General features: G+C 70.8%; 29 protein-coding genes and 6 tRNA genes. 10 read left to right on the plus strand and 25 right to left on the minus strand.

All coding sequences use genetic code 11. From position 1 onward, the window contains the following. Positions 1-114: 114 nt before the first annotated feature. A complete protein-coding gene (locus ACFOY2_RS47640; protein ID WP_379534783.1) occupies positions 115-489 on the minus strand; it encodes a winged helix-turn-helix transcriptional regulator in 375 nt (124 codons plus the stop codon). Positions 490-575: 86 nt separating this feature from the next. On the opposite strand from ACFOY2_RS47640, the gene ACFOY2_RS47645 reads away from it, so the two are divergent. Continuing rightward, positions 576-1,340 (plus strand): alpha/beta fold hydrolase, encoded by a 765-nt coding sequence (locus ACFOY2_RS47645; RefSeq protein WP_379534784.1) that lies wholly within the window; start codon positions 576-578, stop codon positions 1,338-1,340. Here ACFOY2_RS47645 and ACFOY2_RS47650 read toward each other — a convergent pair. Further along, positions 1,332-1,982 carry a TetR/AcrR family transcriptional regulator gene (locus ACFOY2_RS47650; protein ID WP_379534785.1) on the minus strand — a complete coding sequence of 217 codons (651 nt, stop codon included), beginning with the start codon at positions 1,980-1,982 and terminating at the stop codon, positions 1,332-1,334. The two genes, ACFOY2_RS47645 and ACFOY2_RS47650, sit on opposite strands and share 9 nt — an antisense overlap. Positions 1,983-2,070: 88 nt before the next feature. Here ACFOY2_RS47650 and ACFOY2_RS47655 point away from each other — a divergent pair, with 88 nt between their 5' ends. Further along, positions 2,071-3,231 (plus strand): NAD(P)-dependent alcohol dehydrogenase, encoded by a 1,161-nt coding sequence (locus ACFOY2_RS47655; protein WP_379534786.1) that lies wholly within the window; start codon positions 2,071-2,073, stop codon positions 3,229-3,231. Positions 3,232-3,317: 86 nt separating this feature from the next. On the opposite strand, the gene ACFOY2_RS47660 is transcribed toward ACFOY2_RS47655, so the two are convergent. The 9 genes from ACFOY2_RS47660 to ACFOY2_RS47700 all read right to left on the minus strand — a co-directional run bounded on the left by ACFOY2_RS47660 (position 3,318) and on the right by ACFOY2_RS47700 (position 7,548). Continuing rightward, the gene (locus ACFOY2_RS47660; protein WP_379534787.1) at positions 3,318-3,716 is read right to left on the minus strand and encodes a sensor histidine kinase; all 399 of its coding nucleotides are present in this window, start codon (positions 3,714-3,716) and stop codon (positions 3,318-3,320) included. A gap of 110 nt (positions 3,717-3,826) precedes the next feature. Beyond that, positions 3,827-5,914, minus strand: a complete 2,088-nt coding sequence (gene ligA / locus ACFOY2_RS47665; protein WP_379534788.1) for an NAD-dependent DNA ligase LigA — start codon at positions 5,912-5,914, stop codon at positions 3,827-3,829. 38 nt (positions 5,915-5,952) lie between these two features. Beyond that, positions 5,953-6,771: a nitroreductase/quinone reductase family protein gene (locus ACFOY2_RS47670; protein ID WP_379534789.1), complete on the minus strand. Its 819-nt coding sequence runs from the start codon at positions 6,769-6,771 to the stop codon at positions 5,953-5,955. Between the two features lie 303 nt (positions 6,772-7,074). Then, positions 7,075-7,151 (minus strand) — tRNA-Val (locus ACFOY2_RS47675). Positions 7,152-7,166: 15 nt separating this feature from the next. Then, positions 7,167-7,241: transfer RNA gene (locus ACFOY2_RS47680), tRNA-Arg, on the minus strand. Between the two features lie 2 nt (positions 7,242-7,243). Beyond that, positions 7,244-7,316: transfer RNA gene (locus tag ACFOY2_RS47685), tRNA-Glu, on the minus strand. 11 nt (positions 7,317-7,327) lie between these two features. Continuing rightward, a tRNA-Leu gene (locus ACFOY2_RS47690) sits at positions 7,328-7,400 on the minus strand. 4 nt (positions 7,401-7,404) lie between these two features. Further along, a tRNA-Gly gene (locus ACFOY2_RS47695) sits at positions 7,405-7,476 on the minus strand. A gap of 1 nt (position 7,477) precedes the next feature. Next, a tRNA-Ala gene (locus ACFOY2_RS47700) sits at positions 7,478-7,548 on the minus strand. Positions 7,549-7,880: 332 nt separating this feature from the next. On the opposite strand from ACFOY2_RS47700, the gene ACFOY2_RS47705 reads away from it, so the two are divergent. Then, on the plus strand, positions 7,881-8,645 hold the full coding sequence (locus ACFOY2_RS47705; RefSeq protein WP_379534790.1) for a MerR family transcriptional regulator: 765 nt from the start codon (positions 7,881-7,883) through the stop codon (positions 8,643-8,645). Between the two features lie 39 nt (positions 8,646-8,684). Here ACFOY2_RS47705 and ACFOY2_RS47710 read toward each other — a convergent pair whose 3' ends face one another. Further along, complete coding sequence (locus tag ACFOY2_RS47710) at positions 8,685-9,047, minus strand: YybH family protein (protein ID WP_379534791.1); 363 nt, start codon at positions 9,045-9,047, stop codon at positions 8,685-8,687. Between the two features lie 71 nt (positions 9,048-9,118). On the opposite strand from ACFOY2_RS47710, the gene ACFOY2_RS47715 reads away from it, so the two are divergent. From ACFOY2_RS47715 to ACFOY2_RS47725, 3 genes are all read left to right on the plus strand, one after another. After that, on the plus strand, positions 9,119-10,000 hold the full coding sequence (locus ACFOY2_RS47715; RefSeq protein ID WP_379534792.1) for a LysR family transcriptional regulator: 882 nt from the start codon (positions 9,119-9,121) through the stop codon (positions 9,998-10,000). A gap of 106 nt (positions 10,001-10,106) precedes the next feature. Next, complete coding sequence (locus ACFOY2_RS47720; RefSeq protein ID WP_379534793.1) at positions 10,107-10,619, plus strand: RNA polymerase sigma factor; 513 nt, start codon at positions 10,107-10,109, stop codon at positions 10,617-10,619. Beyond that, positions 10,616-11,491, plus strand: a complete 876-nt coding sequence (locus tag ACFOY2_RS47725) for a hypothetical protein (RefSeq protein ID WP_379534794.1) — start codon at positions 10,616-10,618, stop codon at positions 11,489-11,491. The genes ACFOY2_RS47720 and ACFOY2_RS47725 overlap by 4 nt, the downstream gene beginning before the upstream one ends. Here the strand turns inward: ACFOY2_RS47725 and ACFOY2_RS47730 are convergent, their stop codons facing one another. Then, positions 11,492-12,874 carry an MFS transporter gene (locus ACFOY2_RS47730; protein ID WP_379534795.1) on the minus strand — a complete coding sequence of 461 codons (1,383 nt, stop codon included), beginning with the start codon at positions 12,872-12,874 and terminating at the stop codon, positions 11,492-11,494. A 270-nt stretch (positions 12,875-13,144) separates the two neighbouring features. Between ACFOY2_RS47730 and ACFOY2_RS47735 the strand changes: the two genes are divergently transcribed. Beyond that, the gene (locus ACFOY2_RS47735; RefSeq protein WP_379534796.1) at positions 13,145-14,569 is read left to right on the plus strand and encodes a serine hydrolase domain-containing protein; all 1,425 of its coding nucleotides are present in this window, start codon (positions 13,145-13,147) and stop codon (positions 14,567-14,569) included. 50 nt (positions 14,570-14,619) lie between these two features. Here ACFOY2_RS47735 and ACFOY2_RS47740 read toward each other — a convergent pair whose 3' ends face one another. From ACFOY2_RS47740 to ACFOY2_RS47770, 7 genes are all read right to left on the minus strand, one after another. Then, the gene (locus ACFOY2_RS47740; RefSeq protein WP_379534797.1) at positions 14,620-14,991 is read right to left on the minus strand and encodes a hypothetical protein; all 372 of its coding nucleotides are present in this window, start codon (positions 14,989-14,991) and stop codon (positions 14,620-14,622) included. A gap of 39 nt (positions 14,992-15,030) precedes the next feature. Continuing rightward, the gene (locus tag ACFOY2_RS47745) at positions 15,031-15,438 is read right to left on the minus strand and encodes a roadblock/LC7 domain-containing protein (RefSeq protein WP_379534798.1); all 408 of its coding nucleotides are present in this window, start codon (positions 15,436-15,438) and stop codon (positions 15,031-15,033) included. Beyond that, positions 15,435-16,286 (minus strand): hypothetical protein, encoded by an 852-nt coding sequence (locus tag ACFOY2_RS47750; RefSeq protein ID WP_379534799.1) that lies wholly within the window; start codon positions 16,284-16,286, stop codon positions 15,435-15,437. The genes ACFOY2_RS47745 and ACFOY2_RS47750 overlap by 4 nt, the downstream gene beginning before the upstream one ends. Positions 16,287-16,289: 3 nt before the next feature. Then, positions 16,290-16,664: a roadblock/LC7 domain-containing protein gene (locus ACFOY2_RS47755; protein WP_379534800.1), complete on the minus strand. Its 375-nt coding sequence runs from the start codon at positions 16,662-16,664 to the stop codon at positions 16,290-16,292. 222 nt (positions 16,665-16,886) lie between these two features. Further along, positions 16,887-17,279: a GrpB family protein gene (locus ACFOY2_RS47760; RefSeq protein ID WP_379534872.1), complete on the minus strand. Its 393-nt coding sequence runs from the start codon at positions 17,277-17,279 to the stop codon at positions 16,887-16,889. Beyond that, positions 17,276-17,989, minus strand: coding sequence for a class I SAM-dependent methyltransferase (locus ACFOY2_RS47765; RefSeq protein ID WP_379534801.1), 714 nt, complete (start codon positions 17,987-17,989; stop codon positions 17,276-17,278). The genes ACFOY2_RS47760 and ACFOY2_RS47765 overlap by 4 nt, the downstream gene beginning before the upstream one ends. 35 nt (positions 17,990-18,024) lie before the next feature. Further along, positions 18,025-18,486 (minus strand): MarR family winged helix-turn-helix transcriptional regulator, encoded by a 462-nt coding sequence (locus tag ACFOY2_RS47770; protein ID WP_379534802.1) that lies wholly within the window; start codon positions 18,484-18,486, stop codon positions 18,025-18,027. 84 nt (positions 18,487-18,570) lie between these two features. Between ACFOY2_RS47770 and ACFOY2_RS47775 the strand changes: the two genes are divergently transcribed. Continuing rightward, positions 18,571-19,218 (plus strand): FMN-dependent NADH-azoreductase, encoded by a 648-nt coding sequence (locus tag ACFOY2_RS47775; protein ID WP_379534803.1) that lies wholly within the window; start codon positions 18,571-18,573, stop codon positions 19,216-19,218. A 69-nt stretch (positions 19,219-19,287) separates the two neighbouring features. Here the strand turns inward: ACFOY2_RS47775 and ACFOY2_RS47780 are convergent, their stop codons facing one another. The 3 genes from ACFOY2_RS47780 to ACFOY2_RS47790 form a co-directional block, all read right to left on the minus strand. Continuing rightward, complete coding sequence (locus ACFOY2_RS47780; protein WP_379534804.1) at positions 19,288-19,659, minus strand: hypothetical protein; 372 nt, start codon at positions 19,657-19,659, stop codon at positions 19,288-19,290. A gap of 312 nt (positions 19,660-19,971) precedes the next feature. Then, complete coding sequence (locus ACFOY2_RS47785; protein WP_379534805.1) at positions 19,972-20,172, minus strand: hypothetical protein; 201 nt, start codon at positions 20,170-20,172, stop codon at positions 19,972-19,974. A gap of 297 nt (positions 20,173-20,469) precedes the next feature. Then, complete coding sequence (locus tag ACFOY2_RS47790; RefSeq protein ID WP_379534806.1) at positions 20,470-20,607, minus strand: hypothetical protein; 138 nt, start codon at positions 20,605-20,607, stop codon at positions 20,470-20,472. Between the two features lie 40 nt (positions 20,608-20,647). On the opposite strand from ACFOY2_RS47790, the gene ACFOY2_RS47795 reads away from it, so the two are divergent. Continuing rightward, positions 20,648-20,980: a DUF4267 domain-containing protein gene (locus ACFOY2_RS47795; protein WP_379534807.1), complete on the plus strand. Its 333-nt coding sequence runs from the start codon at positions 20,648-20,650 to the stop codon at positions 20,978-20,980. Positions 20,981-21,071: 91 nt separating this feature from the next. Here ACFOY2_RS47795 and ACFOY2_RS47800 read toward each other — a convergent pair whose 3' ends face one another. Continuing rightward, complete coding sequence (locus ACFOY2_RS47800; protein WP_379534808.1) at positions 21,072-22,508, minus strand: N-acetylmuramoyl-L-alanine amidase; 1,437 nt, start codon at positions 22,506-22,508, stop codon at positions 21,072-21,074. A gap of 20 nt (positions 22,509-22,528) precedes the next feature. Further along, positions 22,529-23,533 carry a M23 family metallopeptidase gene (locus ACFOY2_RS47805; RefSeq protein ID WP_379534809.1) on the minus strand — a complete coding sequence of 335 codons (1,005 nt, stop codon included), beginning with the start codon at positions 23,531-23,533 and terminating at the stop codon, positions 22,529-22,531. Positions 23,534-23,696: 163 nt separating this feature from the next. Between ACFOY2_RS47805 and ACFOY2_RS47810 the strand changes: the two genes are divergently transcribed. After that, positions 23,697-26,543 carry an AfsR/SARP family transcriptional regulator gene (locus tag ACFOY2_RS47810; protein ID WP_379534810.1) on the plus strand — a complete coding sequence of 949 codons (2,847 nt, stop codon included), beginning with the start codon at positions 23,697-23,699 and terminating at the stop codon, positions 26,541-26,543. Positions 26,544-26,555 lie beyond the last annotated feature (12 nt).

A 26,555-nucleotide genomic window follows, 5' to 3' on the forward strand; every position in this document is an offset into this window, starting at 1 on the left:
ATGTGATCATGTCGCGAACACGGCTGTCCAGCGACCGCGTCCTGGGGGGCGCGCGGCCGTTGCGCAAGCTGCGCGCGTCCGGCCGAATGCGCGGCCTTCCATGCGGCCATCGGCTCAGCAGCGATCGTCGTAGGCCCGGCGAGCCTCCAGGATCGCCGGGCCGGCGTGGCGGGCCCACGCCGACAGCGCCTCCAAGGGCTCGCGGATCTCCTCGACCAGGGCCGTGGTCGCGTACTCGACGCTGGGCGGGGAGTCGGGGTACACGGTGCGGGTGACGAGCCCGTTGCGTTCCAGGTTGCGCAGGCTCACGGTCAGCATCCGGCGGCTGATGCCCTCGATCGCCCGTTCCAGTTGCGTGAACCTGCGCGGCCCCTCGCCCAGCTCCACGAGCACCTGGGCGCTCCACTTGTCCCCGATCAGGGCCAGGACCTCCCTCAGCGGGCAGTCGTCCGTGAACTGGTCCGTTACCGCGGTGTTCCGTTGCGACAAGAAAGTGCCTCCTTCCCGGCCGTTCGATCATGTTGCAGGATGAGCGCCGTTACAAGTCATAACGTTCCTGGACAGAGAGGCTAAACGTGCCCATCACCCGCAGTCACGGCCACAAGATCTCCTATGAGGTGTCCGGCGACGGCCCGCCGCTCGTCCTGCACCCCGGCATGTTCCAGGACGGCGCCCACTGGGCCCACAGCGGCTACACCCCGGCCCTGACCGACGGCCACACCGTGATCGCCATCGATCCCCTGGGGCTGGGAGACAGCGACGCGCCGCGTGAGATCGCCGCCTACGCGCTGCGGCGGCGGGTCGACTATGTCATCGCCGTACTCGACGACGTCGGCGCCGACCGGGCCGCCTTCTGGGGGTACTCACTGGGGGCCATGACCGGCTACGCCATGGCCGGGTACGCGCCGGAACGCCTCACCCGCCTGGTCGCGGGCGCCTACGATCCCTTCGACGGCTTCCGGTCCGCCGTTGTCCACGCCATCGAGCGGTTCGGCCTGCCCGCCGACGTCGACGCGTACGAGGTCATGAAGCAGGGCGCCCGTACCGACCCCTACCAGGCCGCCCTCATCGACGACGGCGACACGGGCGCCTTCCGCGCGAACTACGACGCCTTCTCGCGCGAGCCCGGCCTGCACACCGAACTCGCCGCCTCCGGCGTGCCGCTCCTGCTGTACGCGGGCACCGCCGACCCCTGGCACGACCCGATGCGCACATTCGCCGAACGCACCGGGGCCGGCTTCTTCTCCCTGCCGGGGGCCGACCACAAGGGCGGCTGGGACGCCTCCGCCGACGTTCTCCGGCACGTCCTGCCGTTCCTGGGAAAGAAGCCTTTACGGTGAAGCCGGTGGGAGGTCGTAGACGTGTTCCAGCCCGAACGGGGGCGGCGACGGCAGCGGCCCGGCGCTCTCGGCGCGGAACGACTGCAATAGGTAGGCCACGAGCCGGCGGGAGGCGGCCGCCGCCGCGTCGCCGGTGTCGGTGCTGACGCCTTGGTTGGCCTTGAGCAGCAGGATCAGATCGGCCGGGTCGAAGTCGGCACGCAGCGTCCCCTCGGCCTTGGCCCGCCGTACGATCTCGGCGAGCCCCTGCTCGGCGCACGTACGGGCCTGCTCGAAGTCGACCGATCCCGAGAACTCCGTCAGGAACGCGGCCGTGAACCCCCGATCGGCGACCTGCATCGAGCACACCTTCTCCACCACCGTGCGGAAGGCCCGCCACGGATCCGGATCCGCCAGTGCTTCGTCCACGACCGCGGCGCACACCGCGAGCTGATCGGCGAACACCTCCGTGATCAGCGACTCCCGCGACGGGAAACGCCGATAGAGCGTGGCCACGCCGACCCCGGCCCTGCGCGCGATGGCCGCCATCGGCACTTCGAGCCCCCGCGTCGCGAACGCCTCCCGCGCGGCCCGCAGGATGCGCTCCCGGTTGTGCAGCGCGTCGGCACGCAGGGGCGCTATCTGAGAGGGATGAGCAGGCATGATTCTCACATTAGCGTAACTGGACGGCCCTCTCCGGTTACCCCGTTAGTGTCACTGCCGAACGACTCCGAACGAACGGGAGACGCGGATGCGCGCGGCGTTGTACGACCGTTATGGCCCGCCCGAGGTTCTCTACGAGGGCACGGTGCCCATGCCCGTCATGGGGCCCGGCGAGGTGCTGGTGCGCGTCCACGCCACCAGCGTGAACGGGGGCGAACTCCACGGCCGGGCCGGCAGGGTGCGCTTCGTGACGGACATGGCCGAGCGGGGCTTCCCCAAACGCATGGGCGTCGACTTCGCCGGCGAGGTGGTCGCGGTGGGCCCGAACGTGCCAAGACCGGCGTCCGGTTCAGACGCACACGAATCAACGGCCGGACCGGGGTCGCGGGGATCGACGGCCAGACCCGGGCCACAGACCGCAGACCCGGGATCGCGGGGATCGACGGACGAAGCCGGGCCACGAGCCGTAGACCCGGGATCGCGGGGATCGACGGACGGAGTCGGGCCGAGCGGACCGGTGGGCGGCTCCGGGGTGCGGGGGCCGGTGGTGGGTGATCGGGTGTGGGGGTTGTTGCCGCGCGTGTTCGGCAGCGCCGCCGAGTACGTGGTCGTCCGCCCCCGGCAGATCGCCCTCGCGCCCGCCGGTTTGGACCTGGTCCAGGCCGCGGCCCTGCCCGTCGTGGGCACGACGGCGATCACCGCGCTGCGCGACAAGGCCCGGCTCCAGGAGGGTGAGCGGCTGCTCGTCCGCGGGGCCGCCGGCGGGGCGGGCAGCGTAGCGGTTCAGCTCGGCCGAGCGTTCGGCGCCCACGTCACCGCGCTGGCCGGGGCCCGGAGCCTGGACTTCGTTCGCGACCTGGGCGCCGACGAGGCCTTCGACTACAGGACCACCGGCCCAGCGGATCTCGGCCGATTCGACGTGGTCCTCGACACGGTCGGCACCGGGCTCTCCGCCTACCGCCGGCTCCTGCGACCGGGCGGCCGGATGGTCACGATCGCCTTCGATCTCGACCGCGTCGTCGCGTCCCTGTCGTACGTCGCCGCCTCGGCCGTCTTCGGCTCGCGACGGGTCCGCCTCTTCAGCGGCAACCCCACCCACCGGCTGATCGCCGACCTTACCCGTTACGTGGAAAGCGGCGCGATCCGCCCGGTCGTGGACACGGTCTTCCCCCTGGCCGACATCGCCGAGGCCCACCGAGCGCTGGAGGCGGGCGGCGTCAGGGGCAAGCACGTCATCCAGATCGTCTAGCCGGCCGATGCCGAAATCGTCTCCTGCCCCTGATCACGGTGAAGTCGCCCCGCAGGCCGAGCTCCCGCACCCGGTCAAGCTCCCCGTCAGCGGAGAGGGCACCACCCGCTCACCGTCGTCCCCTCACCGGGCACCCCGTTGACCGACAGATGGCCCCCGAGCGCGGCGAGGGCCGCCCGCATCCCGGCGATCCCGCGCCCCTCCCGCCCGCCGGCGAAGCCCGAGCCGTTGTCGCTGACCGTGATCCGCAGGCCGCGGCCCCCGACGGTGACCGCGACCGACACCGATCGGGCGCCGCTGTGACGCTCGACGTTGGACAGTGCCTCGCCGAGCACGGCCAGCACGCCGGACGAGACGCGCGAGGGCACCCCGGCGGCGGGCAGCGCCCAGGTCTCGACGGTGATCCCCGTACGTTCGGACCAGCGCGCCAGGCAGCTCTCCAGCTCGCCGGCCAGTGCCCCGGCGGTCGCGATCATGGATGACATCTCGGTCCTTCCACACCCCTCCCCCGCCCGGGCGGCGGGGGTGAGGACAGCATGCGGCCGGCTCTGTTGAGGAATCGTTGAGCCCGCGTTGAGAAGCGGCGGAGCACCTGTCACAGGAAGGCGCTGATCTGGTCGGCGAACTCCTCCGGGCTGACGATCCTGACCCCGAGCGACTCGGCCTTGGCACGTTTGGAGCCCGCCTTCTCCCCCGCCACCAGCATCGAGGTCTTGGCGGAAACGCTGGAGGAGGCCCGGCCGCCCGCGCGCTCGATCAGCTCGTTCATCTCGTTGCGCGACAGCGCCGCCAGCGGCCCGGTCATCGCGCCGGTCACCACGACGGACATCGCGGCCAGCGGCAGGTCGACATCTGTGGTGGCGGCCTCCTCGGCAGCGGCAGCGGCGGCGGCGCTGGGCGGGACGGCGCCCGGCTCGGTCATGGTGACCCCGGCCTTGATCAGCTTGTCGATGAGCGGGGCGACCTCGATCAGCTCGGCCACCACGACCGGCGCCTTCTCCGGCCCCATGCCCTCGACCTGCTCGATCTCCTCGGCGCCGGCCGAGCGGATGGCGTCCATGGTGGCGAAGTGGCGGGCGATGCGGCGGCTCATGGAGCGGCCGGTGCCGCGGACGCCCAGCGCGCAGAACACCCTGCTGAGCGGCTGGCCCTTGGCCCGCTCGAAGGCGGCCAGGAGGTTGTCGGTACTGGTCTCGCCCATGCGCTCCAGGCCGAGCAGTTGCTCGCGGGTCAGGAAGAACAGGTCGGCGAAGTCGGTGATGAGGCCGGCGTCGAGCATCTGCTTGATGCGGCTTTCCGCCAGGCCCTCGATGTCGAGCTGGTCGCGGCCGGCCGCGTACACGATGGAGGCGATCGCCCGGCAGGCGCGGCCGCGTACGCACCGCCAGCGCTCCTGCGACTTGTCGATGGCGTCGCCGCAGGACGGGCAGGCCTGCGGGATCTCGATCGGCTCCTCCGCACCGGTGCGCAGGTGCACGACCGGCGCCTCGACCCGGGGGATGACGTCGCCCGCCTTGTAGACGGTCACGCTGTCGCCGAGCATCAGGCCGCGACGGGTGATGTCGGCGACGTTGTGCAGGGTGGCGTAGGTGACTTTCGATCCGTCGAGGTAGACCGGCTCCAGCACCGCGCGCGGCGCGATGATGCCGGTGCGGCCGGTGTTCCACTCCACGCCGATCAGCTTGGTGATCTTTTCGATGGCGGGCAGTTTGTAGGCGATGGCCCAGCGCGGGGCGCGCGAGCTGAACCCGGCCTGGGCCTGGTCGGCGGCCAGGTCACACTTGATCACAATGCCGTCGATGCCGAACGGCAGCTCGGCCCTGGCCGCGCCGATCTCCCCGACCCGTTCCTGCACGCGCTCAAGGCTGTCGGCGACGATACCCGCGACAGGGGTGACGGCCGTGGTCTGCACACCCTGCGCGGCCACCCACTCCATGATCTGGCTGTGCGGCAGCCCGCGCAGGCGCACGGCCGGCTCGGAGACGTCGTCGGGCTGCGCCAGCGCGCCGTAGCCGAAGAACGTCAGCTCGCACACGTACGGCCGGTCCTGCGCCCGCAGGGTGCCCGCGGCGGCGCTGCGCGGGTTGGCGAACGTGGTGCCGTCGTGGGCCTGCCGCTTGGCGCACGCCTCCTCGAACTGCGAGGCGGTCATCATGACCTCGCCGCGCAGCTCGACGGTGACCGGCTCGGCCAACCTGGCGGGCAGGCCCACGATGGTGCCGATGGCGTGGGAGACGTCCTCGCCGGCCGCGCCGTCGCCGCGCGTGACGAGCTGGGCCAGCCTGCCGTGCCGGTAGCGGGCCGAGATCGCCAGGCCGTCGAGCTTGGGCTCCACGCTCCACACGGTGACCGGGCGGCCCAGCCTGCGTTCCAGCGAGGCCGCCCAGTCGGCGAGCCCTTCTGCGCCGAACACGTTGTCAAGGCTCAGCATGGGCACCGTGTGCGGCACGTCGCCCACCACGGCCCCACCGGCCACCTTGCCTGTCGGAGATGTCGGCAAAACCTGGTCGGGATGCTCGGCCTCGTAGGCGGCGATGCCGCGGACCAGCTGGTCGTAGGCGTCGTCGTCGAGCGTGGAGGTGGCGTCGGCGTAGTAGGCCGCGGCGGAGTCAACGGCCAACTGGACGGCCTTGGCGTAGGCCGTCGCGTCGGCCAGTCGAGACAGAGGGGGCTCGTCGGTCATGCCCACATCATGGCGGGTGCCACCGACAATTCCCGGGATCAGTCGAGGAGCGGCACGAGGTGTTCCTCCTCGTAGTCGAGATGGGCTTCGAGCTCGCCGATGAGCCGGTCCACCTCGCCCAGAAGCGCCTTCGGGTCGGGGTCGTCGGCGGCCAGGAGAGCTTGGAGGCGTTCGAGCAGCCCCTGGACGACGGCGTGCTCGGCGCGCAGCCGTTCCACCACCGGGGCGAACTCCGGATAGCGGTCCTCGAGCGCCGGGAACATGTACCCGTCCTCTTTGCTGTGGTGCCCGTGCAGGTTCTGGCAGGCGGTCAGGCAGTTGACGCGCAACTGCGCGGCCAGGCGCGGGCCGGACGCGGCGACCTCCGCGCGGATCAGGGCCAGCTCCTTGCGGAAGGCGTCGTGAATGGTCTTCAGCGCCTCGCCCATCGAGCCGGAGGGCGGCCCATAGTCGGTCGGGACGAGCGCGACCACGGGCAGCACCCGCTTCGCCGTGCTCTCGTACCGGCCCCAGCCGGGGTCGAGCTCCACGGCGCGGGCGAACATGCGATCGCGCTCGTCGCCTTCCAGCACGACCGCCTTGGCCTGGTAGGTGAAGGCGCCGTCCTCCACGGTGACCTGCGGGTTGGCGCGCAGATTGTGGTACCAGGCCGGGTGCCTCGGCGCGCCCCCGGCCGAGGCGATGACCAGGATGCGGTCGCCGTCGGGCAGGTAGCCGAGCGGTGTGGTGTGGCGGGCGCCCGTCTTGGCGCCGACGGTCGTCAGCAGGAGCAGCCTGGCTCCTTCGAACGGGCCGCCGACCTGGCCCTTGTTGGCGCGGAATTCCTCGATGATCTGCTGGTTGAAGTCAATGGGCATGCGGGTGTTCGCTCCAGGCGGGATGAATGTCGCACAGGGCATGGGAACCCCGCACGGCATGCCGGAGCGAGCGGGTGCGACTACACCGCCGAGGGCATGGGACGACGCGCGGGGGCGGTGTGCTCAGGCACGACCGATGGTGTGAGTGTCCACGGCGTCATCCCCCTTGATTCGGCGCCTCCATGCCGCCGCCGTCCTCCGGGCCGGCGTCACGCGACGCGACCGCCATTACACGCGCCCGGCGCAAGATCTGTCAACCGGTATATCGACGCCTCCGGACGGGGGCGGGCGCGCAAACAGAAGTGGTCGGCCCGGCAGGACTCGAACCTGCGACATCCGGTGTGTGAAACCGGCGCTCTGACCACCTGAGCTACAGGCCGTGGTCATTCATTCAGTGGCCCCAGCAGGATTCGAACCTGCAACGGACCCGGCTTCGTAGGCCGGCGCTCTGTCCATTGAGCTATAGGGCCGATACCCCGTACCGGACTCGAACCGGCGATTTCCCGGTTGAAAGCCGGGCGTCCTGACCGCTGGACCAACGGGGCCTTTCATTTCGTACGTCCGGCGGGATTCGAACCCGCACCGTCCGGTTCCTAAGACCGGTGCCTCTGCCATTGGGCTACGGACGCGTGAAGCCGCAGCGGGGACTCGAACCCCGTCCTGCTGGGTGGAAGCCAGCCGCCTTTCCACTTCGGCCTCTGCGGCGTGGACCGACAGGATCTCGAAACCTGAACTCCTGCTTGCAAGGCAGGTGTGATGCCTTTTCACCATCAGCCCGGGAAGGAAAGAGAAAGGCCGCCGGGCGGGACACCCGGCGGCCTCGAGACGATCCTTGAAAGGATTATCCCGGAGGCCGTCCGATGCCGGCGCGGCCGAGCACCAGGGAACGGCGGCGGAGGCGCCGTTCCGGCCCGAGTGCGAGGGCTGCGATCAGCATGGGATGGCCTTTCTCGTACGTTTTCCGTGTTGTGGTTCAACGATAACCGGAGGCATTGCGGGAATGCCACTTGTTTATCGGGGCGACCAGTCCGCCGACGTTCTGGTCTGGTCCGGGTGATCGCGGTCCACCCCGTTGACGTTGACGTGACGTCAGGGTCTTAACTGGGAACATGCGGATAGGAGAACTCGCCGCGCTGCTCGGGGTGTCCACCCGGACCGTGCGGTACTACCACCATCAGGGCATCCTGCCCGAGCCGCCCCGCCTGGCCAACGGCTACCGGGAGTACGGCATGCGTGACGCCGTCGCCCTGGCCCGCGTCCGCCGCCTCGTCGAACTCGGGCTCAGCCTGGACGAGGCGCGTGACGTGATCGCCGACGACGAGTCCAGGGAACTGCCCGAGATCCTCGCCGAGATCGACGCCGACCTGGCCAGGCAGGAGCGCGAGATCCAGATCAGGCGCGCCCGGCTGGCCGAGGTGCTCCAGCGGGCGGAGGACGGGACGCTGCGCCCCTACGACACCGCCTCGCCCGACCTGGTGGAGTTCCTGCGCCAGGTGGAGCTGCCCGCGTCCAGGGCCTCCGCCTGGGACCGCGACCTGCTGGTGCTGATGGACAGCATGGCCGCCCCGCCGGCCAGGGAACGCGCGTTCACGGTGCTCGACCAGGTCGCCGCCGATCCCGAGACGAGGGCCCGCGGCCAGGAGTTCTACCGCAGGCTCGACGAGCTGGCCGAGGCCGCGCCCGACGACCCCCGGATCGCGCCGCTGGCCGAGATGCTCGCCGAATACACCCTGACGTACCTGCTCGCCGACCCTCCGCCGCCCGACTGGCACCCGGAGATGCTCGCGCCGTTCCTCGAAGGACTGGCGCCGGCTCAGGCCGAGGTCATCCGCCAGGGGATGCGGCACATGTCCGCGGGAAGAAGGCCCCGATGACGACGACGCCCTCGCCCGTTGCGGGCCGCTGTGCCACCGTCACCTGGTGACGAACTCGGGCTGGTCGATGATCCGCAGCCAGCTCCCGTCGGGCTGGCGGCGTACGACCTGCGCGCGGGCGCCCGCGCCGTCCTTCGGCGGGGTCGAGGTGAGCGCGATGTCGCCGAGGATCAGCGTCGGCAGCGGCTCCTCCGGTTCGAAGCGCGGCCGCCCTGCCAGCACCTTCTCCCACAGCTCGCGGATCGCCTCCCGGCCTGCGGTCTGACTGCCCGGCGGGTAGGCCAGCACCGCGTCCGGCTCGTAGAGCTCGGCGACGCCGGCCGCGTCCCCGGCGTTGGAGCGCTCGACGAACAGGCGGGTGAGGTCTTCGGGCCGCATGGCCTTGTCATAGGTGGGATTCATGCGGTCAAGCCTGCCGCCCGCCTGGCCAGAAGTCCAACAGATGGTTCTGATAGAAGCTAGAATTTCCAGTCATGGAACTGAGGCAGCTCGAGTACTTCGTCGCCGTCGCCGAGGAGCAGAACTTCACGCGGGCCGCCGAACGGGTGCGCATCAGCCAGTCCGGCGTCAGCGCCCAGATCCGCCAGCTCGAACGCGAGCTCGGCGCGGAGCTGTTCGACCGCTCGGGGCGCGGCGCCACGCTCACCGTCGCCGGACGGGTCGCGCTGGAGCACGCCCGCGCCGCGCTGGCGGCGGCCGGCGCGGTCGGCCAGGCCGTGGGCGAGGTGGCCGACGTGATCAAAGGGCGGCTGACGGTCGGGATGGTCGTCGGCTGCACCGTCACCCCGCTGTTCGACGCGCTCGCCGCCTTCCACGGCGCGCATCCGGGGGTGGAACTCACGCTGCTGGAGGACAACTCCGACCGGCTCATCGACGGGGTGCGCGGGGGCGCCGTCGACCTGGCCCTCGTGGGCACGGCTGGGGCCGTCCCCGAGGGGCTGGAGACGTTCACGATCGTCAGCGAACGCCTCGTCGTGACCGTCCCGCCGGGGCACCCGCTGGCGGGACGGTCACGGGTGCGGCTGCGCGACCTGGCCGCGTACCCGATCGTGTGCATGCCTCTGGGCACGGGCCTGCGGACGGTGTTCGACCGGGCCTGCGCCGCCCTGGACGTGAGTCCGGCGATCGCGCTGCAGGCCAGCGCCGCCGACGCCATCGCCGACCTGGCCGGGCGCGGGATCGCCGTGGGCGTGCTCAGCGAGTCGATGGCGGCCCGCTACCGCGACCGGCTGACCGCCCTGCTCATCGACGACGCCACGGAGCCCGCCCTGCTCGCGCTGGCATGGCGGGCGACGCACGGCCCCGCGGTACGCGCGCTGCTCGGCCACGCCCGCCGGGCGTTCACACCTGTCTGAACGGGGTCGTTCCGCGAGAAGGCGCCGATTCGCCGGGCGTCCTGCAACACGCGGGAAGGCGCCGGACACTTACCCGGGTGTCCGGCACCTTTCGCTAGGAGACTCTGTGACCCGACAAGATCGCTTCGAGGCGATCTATGACGCCTACTATCCGGCGATCCACCAGTACGCCGCCCGGCGTACCGGATCGCCCGACGACACGGCCGACATCATCTCGGAGACGTTCCTGACCGCCTGGCGGCGCATCCGCGACGTGCCCGAGGGCGAGCGGGCGCTGCTGTGGTTGTACGGCGTGGCCCGCCGCGTGCTGGCCAACCAGCGGCGCGGGGCGACGCGCCGCTCGGAGCTCGCCGACCGGCTCCGCGACGAGCTCGCCGCGGAACGGCCGGTGACGCCGGTCGACCTCGATCACGTACGGGCCGCCTTCGAGGCGTTACCCGAGCGGGATCGCGAGGTGCTCGCGCTGGCCTGCTGGGAGGAGCTGACCGGCGAGGAGATCGCCGAAGTGGTGGGCTGCACGGCGATCGCCGCCAGAACCCGCCTGCACCGTGCCCGCAAGAGACTGGCGGCACTGCTGGTGCGTGAGCCGTCGTCGACGATCGCGATGGGGGAAGCATGAACGACATCGACAGGCTGGTGAAGGCCATCGACCGCGCACCGCAGCCGCCGGCACAGGGGCCGGCGGCCCGCGAACTGCGTGCCGCGATCATGGAGACCCCGCAGCGGCGGTGGACGGTTCCGCGTCGTCTGCCCGTGCTCCTTTCGGCGGTGACGGCCGTGGCCGCGGCCATCGCCATCGGTGTCGGGCTGCCCGCCCACGGCCCGGCCACGGAGTACGCCAACGCGGCCGTCTCCCTCGCCAGGGCCGATGACTACGTCAACGTCACCATCACCGACCCCACGGCCGATTATCGCCAGTTCGAGGAGGCGTTCCGCGCGGTCGGGCTGAACGTCCGGGTGAAGGTCATCCCGGTGGCGCCCGAAGAGGTGGGTCAACTGATCGGACCGATCGTTCCTGAGGGGTTCAAGGGACCGGGAAGCGTGGGGGTCACCGTGACGCCGTGCCAGTCGGCGTTCTGCGGCAAGGTCTGGCTGCCCGCGGGCCTGAAGCAGCTCGTCGTGTTCGGCGTCGGCCGCGCCGCCAAGCCCGGGGAGCCCTACGCGGACGACCGCGCCTACGACGTCATGTCCGGAGAAGAAGCCATAAAGGGCTACACCAGCCGCGGCAAGACCGTCGTCGACGTGCGGGCCGAGCTGCGGCGGCGGGGCCTCAAAACCGCCTATCGCCTGCTGTGGATCCAGGAGAAAGACTCCGACGGGGCCGGCTTCTTCGACCAGATCGTCTCCGCCGATCGGATCAAGGACGACTGGATCGTGGACGGCACCCGCTTCCGCAGCTCCGACACCGTCGACCTCTACGTCACTCCCGGCCCCGGCGCCAGCCCGCTCAGGGTTCGCACCCCCCAGTGGTACGACGACCTCATCGACTGATCAGCGGCGGCCCGCGGCGTTCGCCGTCAACGCGCCGACGGCGCAGACGGCCGCGAAGCCGAACAGCACGTACCGTGCCGCGTCGAGCATCGAGCCGCCACCCAGGTTGACCAGGACCCCCGCGACCGCCGTCCCGAACGCGATCGACAGGCTCGTCACCGTGGCCAGCGCCGCCGCGGCCCTGCGGCCCTCCTCCGGGTCCTCGGTGCTGGCCATGGCGGCCACGGCCAGGTGCGGATAGGCCAGGCCGACGCCCGCGCCGGCGACGAACAGCACCGGCACCCAGACCGCCACCAGCCAGATCGGCGTGTCGGCCCGCTGCAGCAGCCCCTGGACGAGCAGGCCGAGGGCGAGCAGCAGCGGGCCGAGCACGCGCAACCGGCCCACCGCGCGCTGCCCGGTCACCGACGAGCTGCCGATCTGGGCCAGCGACCAGCCGAGCGAGATGGCCGCGGCGAAGAACCCGGCCACGAGCGGGGGCAGCCCGGCCAGCCGCTGGCCGAACAGCGGCAGGAACGACTCGACCGCGACGCCGAAGGCCAGCAGTCCCAGCGTCAGGTAGACCCACTTCAACGACGAACCGGGCAGGTACGTCGTGCGCGGGAAGACCCGCAGGTCGCTGCGCCGCTCGTGGAAAACGAACCCGGCCATCAGCAGCAGCGCCACGCCGATGCCCGCGGCCTTGGCTGTCGTGCCGGACACGACCCCCGCCACGCTCACGGCCCCGGCGGCGGCCGTGACGAGCAGCAGCGACACGGCCGGGACCGGCACGCGGGCGCCGCCGCGTTCGCCGCGCGGCAGGACTCGGGGCACGATCGCGCCGCACCCGGCCCCGATCACCGCCATCACCGCGAACGCCGGCCGCCACGACCCGAACTGGGCGAACAGCCCGCCCAGCGCCGGACGGGCGAAGTTGCCGACGCCGTACATCGCCGAGATCAGCGCGGTGCCGCGGGTCCAGAGCCTGGGCGGCAGCGCCGATCGGATGACGGCGTACCCCAGGCCGGACAGCAGCCCGGCGCCGAGCCCCTGCACGCCCCTGGAGGCCAGCAGCATCGCCATCGCCGGGCTGAGGGCGCAGGCCAGCGAGCCGGCCGAGAACGTGGCGAAGCCGATGAGGTAGGCGCCGACGTTGCCCCATCGGGACAGGAACCGGCCGGTGAGCATCGTCGCGATCACCATGGCGACCAGGTAGATCGTCATGTTCCACGCGTAGAAACCGGCGCCGCCGAGGTCGGCCACGGCGGTCGGCAGCAGGCTGGCCGCCAGGTAGATGTTGATCGCGCCGGCGAGCACGCCGCCGGCCAGCACGGTCGCGGCGCCGGCGTGCTCGCGGCCGAGCAGTTCCCGCCAGGCGGGTGGGGCGAGGTCTTCAGTGGTCATGCCGTCAACCCTGTCGTTGAACCGTTCCCGGAGACTTTTGCGGCCTTCACCGGGCAACGGCGCTGGGCAAGTCTCAACCGCCGGTGGAGGGGTTCGCGGGGACGCCCAGGGCGCGCGGATCGGGTCCGTTTCCGGCCGGCTCGGATGCTTGAGCGTGCCACCGCCCTCCGGGGCACACACAAGGCGGCAAATCATGTACGCTGATGCGCACAGTGTTCGCAGCAAAGGAACACCGTACACGCAGGAACCTTGCCTCTAAGGAGAACGATCATGTCCGGCACCTTCACGTGGGACACCGACGGCAACTGGGGAGCCCTGGACTCGGCCGGCCGGAGCTTCGACCGCGACCGCTGGCAGGCCCGCCTGGACGAGCTGCGCGCCGCCCACCACGTGCCCGGCGCGTCGCTGGCGGTGCTGGCCGACGGCCACCTGCACGAGCTGGCCGGCGGCGTGCTGCACCGCGGCACCGGAGTCGAGGTGACCACGGACTCGATCTTCCAGTCGGGCTCGATCGCCAAGGTCTACACCGCCACGCTCATCATGCGCCTGGCCGACGAGGGCCGGCTGGACCTGGACGCGCCGGTGGTGGACGTGCTGCCCGAGTTCGCCACGCCGGACCCCGAGGCGACCAGGACGATCACCCCCCGCCAGTTGTTGTCCCACACCGGCGGCGTCACCAACGACTTCACCCACGACTCGGGCCGAGGCGACGACTGCCTGGCCAAATACGTCGAAGCCGCCAGAAACGTCGCCCTGGACTGTCCGCCGGGCACCGCGGTCTCGTACGGCAGCCTCGGCTACGTCGTCCTGGGCCGCCTCGTCGAGGTCCTGACCGGCACCACCTGGGACCAGGCGCTCAAAGACCTGCTCTTCACCCCGCTCGGCCTGGAACACTCGATGACGCTGCCGGAGGAGGCGCTGCGCTTCCGTGTCGCCATGAGCCACCTGGGCGAGGGCGGCGCCGACCCCGATCCGGCCCCGGCCTGGGACCTGATGCCGCGCTCGGCCGGACCGTACGGCCGGGTCCTCATCTCCGCCGGGGACGTGGCCCGCTTGGCCCGCATGCACCTGGACGGCGGCACCGCCCCCGACGGCACCCGCGTCCTGTCCGCCGCCGCGGTCGCCGCCATGCAGCACAGGGAGGTCGACGTCCCCGACAAGTGGACCGTCTCCGCCGACGGCTGGGGCCTGGGCTGGACCCTGTACGACTGGGACGGCGTCGCCGGCTACGGCCACGACGGCGCCTCCATCGGCCAGTACGCCTACCTGCGGGTCGTCCCCCAGGCGAACCTCGCCCTCGTCCTGCTCACCAACGGCGGCAGCGCCCGCCTGCTGTACGCCGACCTGTTCCGCGAGCTGCTCGGCGAGCTCGCCGGGGTGACGATGCCCGCCCCGTTCGGCCCGCCGGCCCAGCCGATCACCGTCGACCTCACGCCGTACGCGGGCGTGTACAAGCGCGAAGGTGTCGTGATCACCGTCACCGGCGACGGGCGGATGCGCTACGAGTTCGTGGACGGCATGAAGGACCTGTCGCCGCCCCTGGACATGGAGCTGACGCCGGTGTCGCCGGGCGTGTTCGCCGCCGCCGGAGCGGGGCCGTCCTTCAGCGAGGACTACATGCCCGTCGTCTTCTCCACGCTGTCGACCGGCACGAAGTGCGTGTACGTCGGCATGCGCGCCACCCCCCTCGTGTGATGCGTGCGTGACCCGTGGCCGCGCCCGCACGGGCCACGCACGGCTCCGGATCAGACCTCGAGCTTCTCCTCGATGGCCCGAAGCTGGTGGCGGGCCAGGGCCAGGTTGGCGCGCCCCCGGTCGAGCGCCAGGTAGAGGAAGAGCCCCTTGCCCCCGCGCCCGGTGATCGGCCGGATGATGTGGTATTGGCCGCCCAGCGTGATGAGGATGTCCTCGATGCTGTCCTTGATGCCGAGCGAGTCCATCGTGCGGAGCTTGGCCTTGACCACCTCGGTGTTGCCCGCGGCGGCGATCTGCAGATCCATCTCCTTGGAACCGCCGAGTACGCCCAGCGCCATGCCGCTGCCGTGGTCGACGATCGCCGCTCCGATCGAGCCGTCGATCGTCATCATCTCCTTGAGAGAGACGTCCATGCTGGCCATTGCTTTCTCCCTTTCTGCCCTTTTCTGCCAGGGGATGGTTCAGTGCTTGCGCGCTGCGACGGCGGCCACTCCGGCAGCCGTCTTCCTGCCCTCCAGCCGCAGCAGCCCGACGTTCGCGCCGGGACCTGCCAGGACTGTGAGGACGATGGTGGGGCCGGCGGCGTAGAAGGCCACGAAACCGGCGGTGCCCGAGATGAGCGTCTCTTCCAGCGCTCCCCTGCCGGTCATGGTCAGCATCCGCCTGCTCATCGCGAGCAGCGCCGCCGACAGCGCCGCGGCCTGCTCGCCTCGGTCTCCCTCGAGGTCGCAGGCGATCTGCAGGCCGTCCACGGTGCAGGCGACGCTGCCGTTCACGTCCGGCGTGCGCTCGCGCAGGAGCGCCATTTCCTCCAGAACCTGTTCCCGCAACTCCACCGGTGGCCTCCTCCTGCGCACCCGGAACCTCACGACAACTCCTCAAGCGCCTTCTTCAGCCGCATCAGCAGCGCCAGATCGGTCGGATCTCCCGTGACGGGCGGACCGAGCGGCTGGGCCGCCGCCCCGGGGTCGTGGGGCGGCCGCGCGTAGGGGTGCCGGGCGCGCTTCGGCAGCCGCCCGGCTTCGGGCTCCGTGGAGGGCGCCGGGCCCTTCTCCGCTGACGTGGCACGACCCGGGTCGGGCGCGGCGAGCAGGCCCGCGGCCGCCAGTTGCCGGACCGCCAGCAGGACCGAGTAGCCCGACCGGCCGATCTGCTTGGCCAGCTCCAGCGGTGTGGCCTTGTGGTCGGCCCCGACGACCACTTCCCACTGGACCCGGGTCAGCGTCACCGCGTGTCCTGGCAGCCACGGCATGGGCCGCACCGGCAGCATGTCCACGTCCGCGGACGGCCAGGTCTCGGCGAGGCACGCCCGCCGCCGCGCGCACTCGCGTACCAGCCCCGCCACGTCGAAGAACCACTGCCCGCCCAGCCAGTGCCGCTCCCCCGGGCGGAACTTGGGCCGTGTTCCGCCGGTCGGCAGCAGGAAGAAGGCCGCGTCCAGGACCACGCCCAGCACCGCGTACTGCAGTTCGCCGCGCGTGACGGCCCCCTCGGCGAGGAGCCGCTCGCAGCCGCCGTCGGCCTGGAGCCCGCGCAGCGCCGCCTCCGTCATCCGGCCCCTGGCGGTGAGCATCCGCTCGACATTCGGCGTCTGGGCGCACTCCATGTACGTCACGCGCCCGTCGGACAGGAAGATCGTGCCGTTCCTGCCGAGCCGGAGCGCGCCCGTGGAGCGCTCGCGCGCGAGCCCGGCCAGGAGTGCGTCGAGCGTGGCCATGGTTCACGTCGTCAACTGGCTGGAGATCGAGCGCAGGCGGTGGCGGGCCAGGGCCAGGTTGGATCGTTCCAGGTCAAGGCGGAGATAGATGACCAGCGGCCCGTCGAAGACCGTCTCCAACGGCCTGAGCAGATGGTGGCCCTTGTCCGTGGTGACGAGCATGTCGTCGATGCGCACGACCTCGCCGGGGCAGGCGCGGGCGAGACCGTCGGTCGTGGCGCGCAGCGTCTCCGTCAGGGCGGCGGCCGACCGGGCGGCGTCCGCCCCGGAGGCGCCGCTGACGGCCACCGCCATGCCGCTGGTGTGGTCGACCAGCATGGCGTCCAGCGCCCCCGGGATGGACATGACCTCCGCCACGCAGGTGTCGAGTCCGAGCACGTGACCTCCCTCGCCGTCAGTGGAACGGGGACAGCGTAGGGGGAATGAAGCGCGCCGAAGTTACTGCCGTTACGTTTTTGTACGGCTAGGGCGTAGAAAGACACCACCAATGCGGATATTTATGGCATTTATGAAAATGTTTCGTGGCAACAATGCGACGGCGCGCGCCCGAACCGAGGCGGTCGAGCGCCTGAAGGAGGACGACAGAACGTTCATCGCCTGTCACGCGTCGCTCGGGCCCGGCCTCCACCCGACCCGCTGGGCCCACGCGTCGGCGCGTCGCAGGATGTCCCACACGTACGGCTCCTTGGCCGCGACGTACTTCTGCCGCTCGTCGCGGAACTCCCGCGCGCACCGCCGCTTCACCTCCGCGAACTCCGCCGCCACATCGGGATGGGCCCGCAGGTAGTCACGCGTCAGCAACGGCACCTGCTGCGAGAAGCTGCCGTGTTCGCGCACGTGGACATGGGTTCTGCGGGCGCCGGGCACCTCCCGGAAATAACGCTTGGTCAGCTCGGCATTGTCCGCCCAGTGAACCAGTCGTTCATGGGCCCCATTGTGCTCGAACTGCGGCTGGGCGCGCCCGCGCCCAGCCGTGCTTCCGCGACCGGTCAGGTGGTCGTGACGCGGCGGGTGAGCAGGTGCGCCTGCGGGAACCCGCGGTTCGGGTCCTCGCCAGGGGCCACGACCAGCCGGGCCACCTCGACGAGCCCGGCGTCGAGCAGCATGCCGGCCACGCGGTCGGGTGAGTAGCGGTAGGCGGGCGACATCTTGTGGTCGAACGCCTCGGCCACCTCGCTCGGATGGTCGTGGGCCTGGAAGGCGACCAGCGCGTGACCGCCGGGCGCGAGCACGCGGCGGAACTCGGCGAACGTCTCGGGGAGCCGTTCCGGCGGGGTGTGGATGATCGAGTAGTTGGACAGGACCCCGGCCAGGGAGCCGTCCTCGACCTCCATAGCGCTCATCAGCCCCACCTCGAAGCGGAGCTCGGGGTGGGCGGCACGGGCGATCTTGATCATCTCCGGCGACAGGTCCATGCCGAAGGCCGTCACGCCCAGGCCGTGCAGGTGGGCGGTGACGTGGCCGGGGCCGCACCCGACGTCGGCCACGAGTCCGCCGCCGCTCGCCCGTACCAGTTCGGCGAAGACGGGGAACATCGCGATGTGGAGCGGGCTGGCGAGGAAGGCTTCGCCGATGAACTCGGTGTAGAGGGCAGCTCCGCCGTCGTAGTCGGCGCGGGTTGTAGTGAGGTGGTCGGGCTCGGTGCGGGCAGCTCCGCCGTCGTAGTCGGCGCGGGTCGTGGTGAGGTAGTCGGGCTCGGTCATGGGCCGCCATCTTGCCATGATCGGGGGCGGAGCCGTCAGCAGTCGGCGGCGGCGGTCGTGCAGTCGACCGTGTGGTTGCTGGCCGCCAGGTGGAGCAGTTCGTAGAGCGTCTTGCGCTGCTCCGGGTCGAGCTTGGCGAGCACTTCGTCCTCCACGGCCGCCAGGGCGAGCTCGGCCTTGGCCAGGCGTTCGAGGCCGGCCTCCGTGAGCTCCACGACGTGACGGCGGCGGTCTTCCGGCGAGCGCCGCCGCTCGATCAGGTTGTCGCCTTCGAGGTCGTTGAGCAGCCCGACGACGTTCGTGCCGTCCATGGCCAGGCTGGCGGCCAGCGCCTGCTGGGTGGAGCAGCCGGTGTCGCGCAGCACGGTCAACGCGACGAGATGGCGCGGACGCAGGCCGAGTGGCGCCAGCACGGACTCGCCACGCAGACGCGTCAGGCGGCCGAGATGGTCGAGCAGCGGGCCGCAGCGGTGGACCGTCCGGTCGGTGACGCTCATGCCAGGAGTCTACCGGCTTGACAGGATCATCGGTCGAGCATTAATCATTGATGCAACACAAACGATTTGTCTACGGAGAACGATATGCCGCATCTCTTGCACATCGACTCGAGCATCCAGGGCGACCACTCCACCAGCCGCATCCTCAGCTCCCAGGCGGCCGCCGCCTGGCAGGCCGCGCACCCCGGCGGCACGGTCACCTACCGCGACCTGGGCGCCTCTCCCCTGCCGCACCTGGACCACGAGAGCTGGCTGGCGCGCAAGCTGCCGCCCGAGCAGCGCACCTCCGCCCAGGCCGAGACGTGGGCGCTGGCCGAGCAGGTGGTCGACGAGGTCAAGCGGGCCGACACGATCCTGCTGGGGCTGCCGCTGTACAACTTCGGCGCGCCCAGCAGCGTCAAGTCCTGGGTGGACCACCTCATCGCCCCCGGGCTGTCGTACGACCCCGGGACCGGCGCGGGGCTCCTGACCGACCGCGAGTTCATCGTGCTGGCCAGCCGGGGCGGCGGGTACGGCGAGGGCACGCCCCGCGAGGGGTGGGACCACGCCGCCCCGTGGCTGCCGCACGGGCTGGCCATGACGGGGCTGGAGCCGCGGTTCATCACGGCCGAACTGACGCTGGCCAAGGTGACGCCCCAGATGGCGGAGCTGATCCCGCTGGCCACCGAGAGCTTGGCTGCGGCGCGGCGCGAGATCGACGGCCTCTGGTCCCCGGTGCCCATCCCCGCCTGACCCGGCCGACGCGCGGAGGCGCCCCGCGGGAGGGATCCTCGCGGGGCGCCTTGCGTGCTGCCGCATCGGTTACATGTGGCTCTGCGGCTTCTTGTGCTCGGTCTTCTCCTTGTACTCGCTCTTCATGTGCTCGGGCTTTTTGTACTCGCTCTTCATGTGCTCGCGCTTCTTGTACTCGCTCTTCATGTGCTCGGGCTTCGTCTTCATGTTCTTGCAGGACTCCTGCCGCCACTGCCCCTGCCTGTAGCAGTACTTGCAGTACTTGCCCTTGCGCTGCTGCCAGCGGCACTTCGCCGCGGCGCCGCTGGTCGTCACGGCGGTCTGCGCGATGGCCGTGCACGGGGAGTCGGTGGTGGCGTTGGCGGGCTGTGAGGTGATCGGACTGCTGATGACGAGCGTGGATGCGGCCATGGCGCCGGCGACGAGAAGTCGTTTCAGCATGGATCGCTCCTGAGTGGAAGGAGAAGTCCCAGGCTCGCGGCCTGGGACTGGCCGTAGCGCCGTGCACGGCGTTCCCGGGATTCAGCGCTCTCGGAATCGGACCGTGAGGGCGCTGTGGACGTTCTCCACGCTAGCGGTGGCCCCCCGGATGTTCTCCCAGCCAGGAGCAAAGCCTTATTTCTCGAACTAAGGGCATAAATGCGCGACAATCCCGATATTTCGATGAACGTCTGACGCTTCGGCCTTTCAGTGTGAAACTGCTACGTGGCGTGCCGGAGAGAACACGGAATCCGTCGTCCCGGCACCCGGCCGCTACCCCGTGAAGCGCGCCAGCAGCAGCGCGAGCCTGCGGTCGTGCTGCTCGCGCGGGAGCCTGCCGCCGCGCGTCAGGGTCACCAGGCCGTGCAGGGCCGCCCAGTACGTCTCCGTCAGCAGGCCGAGGTCGTCGCCGCGCGCGTGCGGGCGGACGGCCTCGGCCAGTTCGTCGAAGCCCTCGATGGCCACGACCCTCATGATCGCGTCTTTGCCCTTGAAATGGCTTTGACGTGCTCCTTGCCCTGAAGAGGCAAGGATTCCCGTGCTGCTTACGCAGCAGCTCATGCCGCGAAGCAGCACGAGCTGTGGAACAGGATGCTTGACGCTTCACTGACCCGCCCACCGGCAAGTCTCCACGTCCTGTCACCGCCCGTCCGGCGGCCTCGTCGTACCGATGAATCCAGGAAGTGATCTCACGGCCAGCTTGGTTGTCGCTTGCCACTTCGATCACGGAAACCTTACCGTACGTGGTTGAGACGTCGCAAACAGTTCCGGTCACTGCACGCTCGCACCCTTGAGAGGACTCGGGCGCGGGCCTACACCATCCGCCTGAAGGCGGGAGCACTGGCCCACATTTCGGTAGAGCACCGGCTGGCTGTACTCGACCGCCTCCGCCAGCCGCCGCGTCGTCACGGCCTCCCAGCCCTCGGCCTCGGCCAGTTCCCGGGCCGCGGTGACGATCAGTTTCTCCCGCTCGGCACGCTCGCGTTCTCTGCCGCGCGCCGCCGCGGCCGGTTACGGCGTCCCCGCCAAGGAGAACGGCGATGGTGCCTACCTGACGATCAAGGGGCTGCGCGACGGCACCTACGGCCTGCTCGGCCTGGCCCTGCTGGCCTTCGCCGGGCCCGCGGCCGAAGCCTGGTTCATGCTGATCGCCGCTCTGATACCGCTCGGCGACACCCTGATCGTGCTGCGCAACGGTGGCACGAAGGCGGTCGCGTTCGGCATACACTTCGCGACCGCCGTGGCCCTGCTGATCAGCGCCGCCCTGCTCTTCGCCGTCTGACGGCTCCGCATGCCCCGTCCTGGAGCTTGCGCGCCACGTGACACACGAGGAGGCCCGCCGGGAAGGACCGGCGGGCCGTTTCTAAAGAGGGTCAGCTACAGTGCTCGAACTCGCTGTCGTGGGCGGACGACCCGATCTTGCCGCCCCACTTGACGCACTTGTCGGCCGCGGCCGCCTTCACCGGACCCGCGTAGTACGTGAAATTCCCACTGTCGGTCGCCCGGGGCTTGCCCTTGACCTCCAGATAGGCGCTGGTCGCGGTGGCCTTGCCCAGGTTCGTCTTCTTGATCGTCGCCACGCAGTTGTTACCGTTGGCGGAGTTGTAGAGCAGATAGACGTTGCCGGCCGTACCGAGCGCGGCCGAGTTGATCACCTTGAACCCGCTGCCGCAGACCGACTGGGCCGTGTGCGGGTTGGTCGGGGTTCCGCCGCCACCGGTGACGTACTGCATGTACTTGGTCCAGTTCCAGTTGCTGCCCGGGTCCGTGTGGGTGGCGCCGGGGACCTGGCTGTGGCCGACGATGTGGGTGCGGTCCTTGGGGATGCCGTACCGGTCGGCGATGTTGCGGGTCAGCGCGGCCGAGGAGCGGTACATCGTGTCGGTGAACCACGTGGCGTTGTCGACGTAGCCCTCGTGCTCGATCCCGACCGAGCGCCGGTTGTAGTTACCGGCGTGGAAGGCCCTGTTCTTCTCCCTGACCGTCTGGGTGACGGCGCCGTCGGAGGAGCGCACGACGTAGTGGGCCGAGGTCGGGTTCGCACGCGGCCCGTTCTGGAACCAGGAGATCGTCCCGGCGTAGGAGCCCTGGGCGACGTGGATCACGATGCGGTCGATCTTGTCGCCGGTCGGGCGGTTGGAGACGGCGTAGTTGCTGCTGTGGGCGGGCACCCACGCGGCCGTCGGGTAGTCGGTGTTCGCGGCGAAGGTGTTCGGGTTGTCCAGGTCCTTCGCCTTGGCGTACGGGCCGCGGTCCGGCTCGACCGCGCGGGCCGGGACCGTGACCGTCTCGCCGGCGGGCGTGGTGGCCTTGATGCCCTTGGCCATCAGGTCATAGACCGTGTCGGCGTAGAGCCTGGCCACGTCCGCGGAGGAGGCGTTGCCGTACTTGGCGATCGCCTCGTACCACTGGGCCGCGTCCTTGCGGGCGGTGGCGTCCAGCCCGAGTTCGTCGGCGTAGGCGCGCAGCACGGCGGCGCCGCCGGTGATGTTGGCCGCGTCGTCCGACTTCAGCGTCGAGGCCGGCTGCTTGGTGATGGTGGCCGCGCGGTCGAGCGTGCGGGAGGCGACCAGATGCATCACTCCGTAGCCGCCGCTCGCGCTGGGCTCGCCGTCGTGCCCGTCCAGGTGCGTCTCGGCGTAGGCGAGCGACACCAGCAGGTCACGCGGCACCTCGTAGGTGGCCGCCGCACGGGCGAAGGCGCCCGTCATCGGGTCGTCGGCGGTCGCCGCCCCGGCCGGCTGCTGTCCCGCCAGCAAGGCGAGGGGGATCAGCAGCGCGACCGAGCCGCGGCGGATTCGGGCTTGCACAGATTTCTCCTCAGGACGTTTCAGCTGCAGTGCTCGAACGCGCTGTCGTGGGCGGACGACCCGATCTTGCCGCCCCACTTGACGCACTTGTCGGCCGCGGCGGCCTTGACCGGACCCGCGTAGTAGGTGAAACTGCCGCTGTCGGTCGTCCGGGGCTTGCCCTTGACCTCCAGATAGGCGCTGGTCGCGGTGGCCTTGCCCAGGTTCGTCTTCTTGATCGTCGCCACGCAGTTGTTGCCGTTGGCGGAGTTGTAGAGCAGATAGACGTTGCCGGCCGTGCCGAGCGCGGCCGAGTTGATCACCTTGAACCCGCTGCCGCAGACCGACTGGGCCGTGTGCGGGTTGGTCGGGGTTCCGCCGCCGCCGCACTTGTTCTTGGAGGTCAGCGTCTGGTTCGGGTAGCCGAACGTCTTGCCGTTGAAGGCGGCCTTGCGCAGGTTGCTCGGGTAGCTGCTGCCCTGGCGCAGTTCGAAGTGCAGGTGGGGGCTGATGTTGTTGCCCGGCTTGCTGGTGTTGCCGACCGTGCCGATCTTCTGGCCCTGGGTGACCTTGGCGCCGACGGCCACGGAACGCACGGTCAGGTGCGCGTAGAACGTCGTCCAGCCGCCACCGTGGTCGATCTTGACCAGGTTGCCGAAGCCGTTCACGGAACCCTGGTGGGAGGAGATGACCACGGTCCCCGCCGCGGCGGCGACGACGGTGTCACCGCGGTCGGCGTCGGCGGTGTTGCCCCGGTTCCAGTCGAGCTCGTAGGACCGGTGCGCGCTGCTGTTGCTGGAGTTGCCCGTCCAGCTCTGGTTGCACGGGAAGGGCATCTGGAGGCTCGGGGCGGCCAGGGTCGAGACCGGCGGAGCCTTGACCTCGTCCGGCGGGTCGTTGTTGTCCTGCGTGCCCGTCGGGGTCGGCGTCGGCGTGACGGGGGCGCTCGCGGTCGGCGTCGGGCTCGGGGCGGCGATGGCCGCCTGGCTCGTCGCGAGGCCACAGAGCAGGACGAACCCCACCGTGAGGATGCTGCTGGGTCTCATATGGGTCCCTTCAGGACTGACTAGTGGATCAATCGCTGGGGCTCAAGATTGCGGGTACGGCGTACAAAGAACATCCAAAATCGGTATAAAGGCTCAGCCAGCTCGTACAGACAACCCGACAAATGGTTGCAATGCCTCCCATTAAGGAGTAGGTGCGGTCATAGTGGTTGATCAGCCCAACTTTGGTGTTCTAGGGCCCTTACAGGTCCGGTCGTCGGACCGGATCCTGCGCATCGCGGGCAACAAGCCGCGGCTGTTACTGGCCTCGCTGTTGCTCGAGGCCAACCAGATGGTCGGCTCGGACGCGCTCGTCGAGGTGTTGTGGCCCAGGAACCCGCCGTCGTCGGCCCTGGCCAACCTGCGCACCTACGTCAGCTCGTTACGCGGCGTCCTCGGCACGGCAGGCGCCGGTATCGTGGCCCACCCCTCGGGGTACGCCATCGAGGTCGAAAAAGAACAGCTCGACGTACTGCTGTTCGAGGACCTGGTGGCCAGGGCCCGCGGCGGTGCCGAGGACGCGTCCGGCCTGTTACCCAGAGCACTCGCGCTGTGGCGCGGCAACCCCCTGAACGACCTGCCGGCCAGCCCGTTATGGGACGGACGGCTGCGCGCGATCACCCAGGCCAGGTTCGGCGCGGCCGAGGAGGTGGTCGCGATGAAGCTCGCCGGCGGCGAGTACGCGTCGGCCATCGACGACCTGCGCGAACTGATCGGCGAACACCCCTACCGCGAGGACCTGTGGCAGCAGCTCATCCTCGCCCTGCACCACGGCGGCAGGCGGGCCGAGGCCCTGCACGCCTACACCACGATCAGGAAACAACTGATCGACGACCTCGGCATCGAACCGGGCCAGGATCTCCGCGACGCGCACGCCTCCGTGCTGGCGGGCGATCCCCCGCCGCCGCACCCTCAGGACGACCCCGCGACGGCCCTGAGCCTGCCCGCCCCGCAGCAACTGCCCGCCGACGTGCCCGACTTCACCGGCAGGGCCGAGGCCGTCGCCGCGCTCACCCGCGCGCTGTCGGCCCAGGAGCCTGACGGGCCGCCGTCGATCGCCGTCGTGGTCGGGCCGCCGGGCGTCGGCAAGTCCGCCCTGGCCGTCCACTGCGCGCACGCCGTTCGGGCCGGCTACCCCGCGGGACAGCTCCACCTGTGCCTGGGCGGCACCGACGCCAAGCCGGCCGACCCCTCCGAGCTGCTGGCGGAGGCGCTGCGCGCGCTGGGCGTCGGCGAGGCGGCGCTGCCGCCGACCGCGCACGAGCGGGCCACGCTCTACCGCTCGCTGCTCGCCGAGCGTCCCATGCTCGTCTTCCTCGACGACGCGGCCGACGCCGCACAGGTGCGGGCCCTGCTCCCCGGCAACGGCTGCGCGGTCCTCGTGACGAGCAGGCGCCGCATCACGGGCATCCCCGGGGCGCTGCTGCTCGAAGTCGACACTCTGCCCCCTGCCGAGTCCGAGCAGCTCCTGGGCCGGATCGTGGGCGCGGAGCGCCTGGCGGGCGAGCCCGAGGCCGCGCTGGCGATCCTGGAGGCCTGCGGCCACCTGCCGCTGGCCATCAGGGTGGCCGGCGCCCGGCTGGTCGCACGCCCCGGCTGGGCACTGAGCGTGCTCCAGCAGCGCCTGGCCGACGAGTCCACCCGGCTCGACGAGCTGCGCGCGGGCGACCTGGAGGTACGCGGCTCGTTCGAACGCAGCTACCGCCAGCTTCCCGGCGACGCCGCCACCACCTTCCGCGCCCTTGGCCTGCTCGGCCCGGCGTCCCTGCCCGCCTGGGTGGCCGGAGCCGTGCTCGACCGCGACTGCGGCGAGTCTGTCGTCGACACCCTCGTCGATGCGAACCTCCTGCGCCTGGTCGGCACCGACCCCCTCGGTCAGCCCCGCTACCGGCTGCCCGACCTGCTGCGCTGCGACGCCAAGGAGAAGGCGGGCGGCGCGGACGAGCGCCTGGCGCTGGCCCGGGTGCTCGGCGGCTGGACGGCCGCCGCGGAGCACGCGCGCTCGCGCCTGCCGACGACGGTCTTCAGTCTGGCCTCCGAGGAGACCGCCCGCTGGAGCCCGCCCCGCGAGACGCTCGGGCGGGTCAGCGCCGACCCGGTGTCGTGGTTCGAGGCCGAGCGGGAGACCCTGGTGGAGGCCGTCCGCCTGGCCGCCGGCTCCGGGCTGGCCTCATCGGCGTGGGGTCTGGCCGCGGCCCTGGTCCCCTACTTCGACCTGCACTGCCGCTTCGAGGAGTGGCAGCTCACCCACAGCCTCGCGCTGGAGGGCGCCCGCGCGGCCGGCGACCGGCGCGGCGAGGCCGCCATGCTGCGCGGCCTCGGCCAGGTCTGCCTCTACCAGGACCGCTACACCGAGGCCGACGACATGCTGCGGCGCTCGCGGGCGATCTTCCGCGAGCTGGGCGACACGCGGGGCGAGGCGGTCTCGATCTGCGGGCTCGGCGCGGTCGAGCAGTTCTCCGGACGGCATCTGCGGGCGCTGGGGTACTTCCGCCACGCGCTGGCCATGTTCCTGGCCGTCGACGACCACGGCGGCGAGGCGTACGCGCGGCAGGCCATCGGCCGCGTCTACCTGTCGCTGCGGAACGTGAACCAGGCCTCCCACTGGCTCGGCGAGGCGCTGCGCCTGGCCAAGGAGCAGGGCGACGCGCACCGGGAGGGCTGCGTGTCCATGCAGCTCGGCCGCATGCACGAGGTGATGGCCGAGTCCGACGAGGCGATGCGCTGCCAGGGGCGGGCGCTGGACATCTTCGAGACGCTCGGCGACCGGCACTGCGGGGCGTACGCGTTGCAGAACCTGGGCGGCCTCCAAGCGGCCAGAGGTGACCGGTCTCATGGCTCCGACCAGCTCCAGCGGTCGCTGGCGATCTTCCAGCAGCTCGGCGACAGGAGCGGGGAGGCGGGCACGTTCCAGACGCTCGGAGAGCTCTACCGCTCCTCGGGGCGGACCGCGCTGGCCTCGCACTACTTCAACCGGGCCCACGAGCTGCGCAGGGAGCTGCGCGTGACATGAGATAATTTTTCC

Origin of the sequence: Nonomuraea purpurea (genome assembly GCF_042650645.1) — a bacterium.
GTDB lineage: Bacteria > Actinomycetota > Actinomycetes > Streptosporangiales > Streptosporangiaceae > Nonomuraea > Nonomuraea purpurea.

Bases quoted from the DNA above. Each gene is read 5' to 3' on its own strand.
- ACFOY2_RS47650 (WP_379534785.1), bottom strand. From the start codon at position 1,982: ATGCCTGCTCATCCCTCTCAGATAGCGCCCCTGCGTGCCGACGCGCTG.
- ACFOY2_RS47655 (WP_379534786.1), top strand. From the start codon at position 2,071: ATGCGCGCGGCGTTGTACGACCGTTATGGCCCGCCCGAGGTTCTCTAC.
- ACFOY2_RS47660 (WP_379534787.1), bottom strand. From the start codon at position 3,716: ATGTCATCCATGATCGCGACCGCCGGGGCACTGGCCGGCGAGCTGGAG.
- ligA (WP_379534788.1), bottom strand. From the start codon at position 5,914: ATGACCGACGAGCCCCCTCTGTCTCGACTGGCCGACGCGACGGCCTAC.
- ACFOY2_RS47670 (WP_379534789.1), bottom strand. From the start codon at position 6,771: ATGCCCATTGACTTCAACCAGCAGATCATCGAGGAATTCCGCGCCAAC.
- ACFOY2_RS47705 (WP_379534790.1), top strand. From the start codon at position 7,881: ATGCGGATAGGAGAACTCGCCGCGCTGCTCGGGGTGTCCACCCGGACC.
- ACFOY2_RS47710 (WP_379534791.1), bottom strand. From the start codon at position 9,047: ATGAATCCCACCTATGACAAGGCCATGCGGCCCGAAGACCTCACCCGC.
- ACFOY2_RS47715 (WP_379534792.1), top strand. From the start codon at position 9,119: ATGGAACTGAGGCAGCTCGAGTACTTCGTCGCCGTCGCCGAGGAGCAG.
- ACFOY2_RS47725 (WP_379534794.1), top strand. From the start codon at position 10,616: ATGAACGACATCGACAGGCTGGTGAAGGCCATCGACCGCGCACCGCAG.
- ACFOY2_RS47730 (WP_379534795.1), bottom strand. From the start codon at position 12,874: ATGACCACTGAAGACCTCGCCCCACCCGCCTGGCGGGAACTGCTCGGC.
- ACFOY2_RS47735 (WP_379534796.1), top strand. From the start codon at position 13,145: ATGTCCGGCACCTTCACGTGGGACACCGACGGCAACTGGGGAGCCCTG.
- ACFOY2_RS47740 (WP_379534797.1), bottom strand. From the start codon at position 14,991: ATGGCCAGCATGGACGTCTCTCTCAAGGAGATGATGACGATCGACGGC.
- ACFOY2_RS47750 (WP_379534799.1), bottom strand. From the start codon at position 16,286: ATGGCCACGCTCGACGCACTCCTGGCCGGGCTCGCGCGCGAGCGCTCC.
- ACFOY2_RS47765 (WP_379534801.1), bottom strand. From the start codon at position 17,989: ATGACCGAGCCCGACTACCTCACCACGACCCGCGCCGACTACGACGGC.
- ACFOY2_RS47770 (WP_379534802.1), bottom strand. From the start codon at position 18,486: ATGAGCGTCACCGACCGGACGGTCCACCGCTGCGGCCCGCTGCTCGAC.
- ACFOY2_RS47775 (WP_379534803.1), top strand. From the start codon at position 18,571: ATGCCGCATCTCTTGCACATCGACTCGAGCATCCAGGGCGACCACTCC.
- ACFOY2_RS47780 (WP_379534804.1), bottom strand. From the start codon at position 19,659: ATGCTGAAACGACTTCTCGTCGCCGGCGCCATGGCCGCATCCACGCTC.
- ACFOY2_RS47785 (WP_379534805.1), bottom strand. From the start codon at position 20,172: ATGAGGGTCGTGGCCATCGAGGGCTTCGACGAACTGGCCGAGGCCGTC.
- ACFOY2_RS47805 (WP_379534809.1), bottom strand. From the start codon at position 23,533: ATGAGACCCAGCAGCATCCTCACGGTGGGGTTCGTCCTGCTCTGTGGC.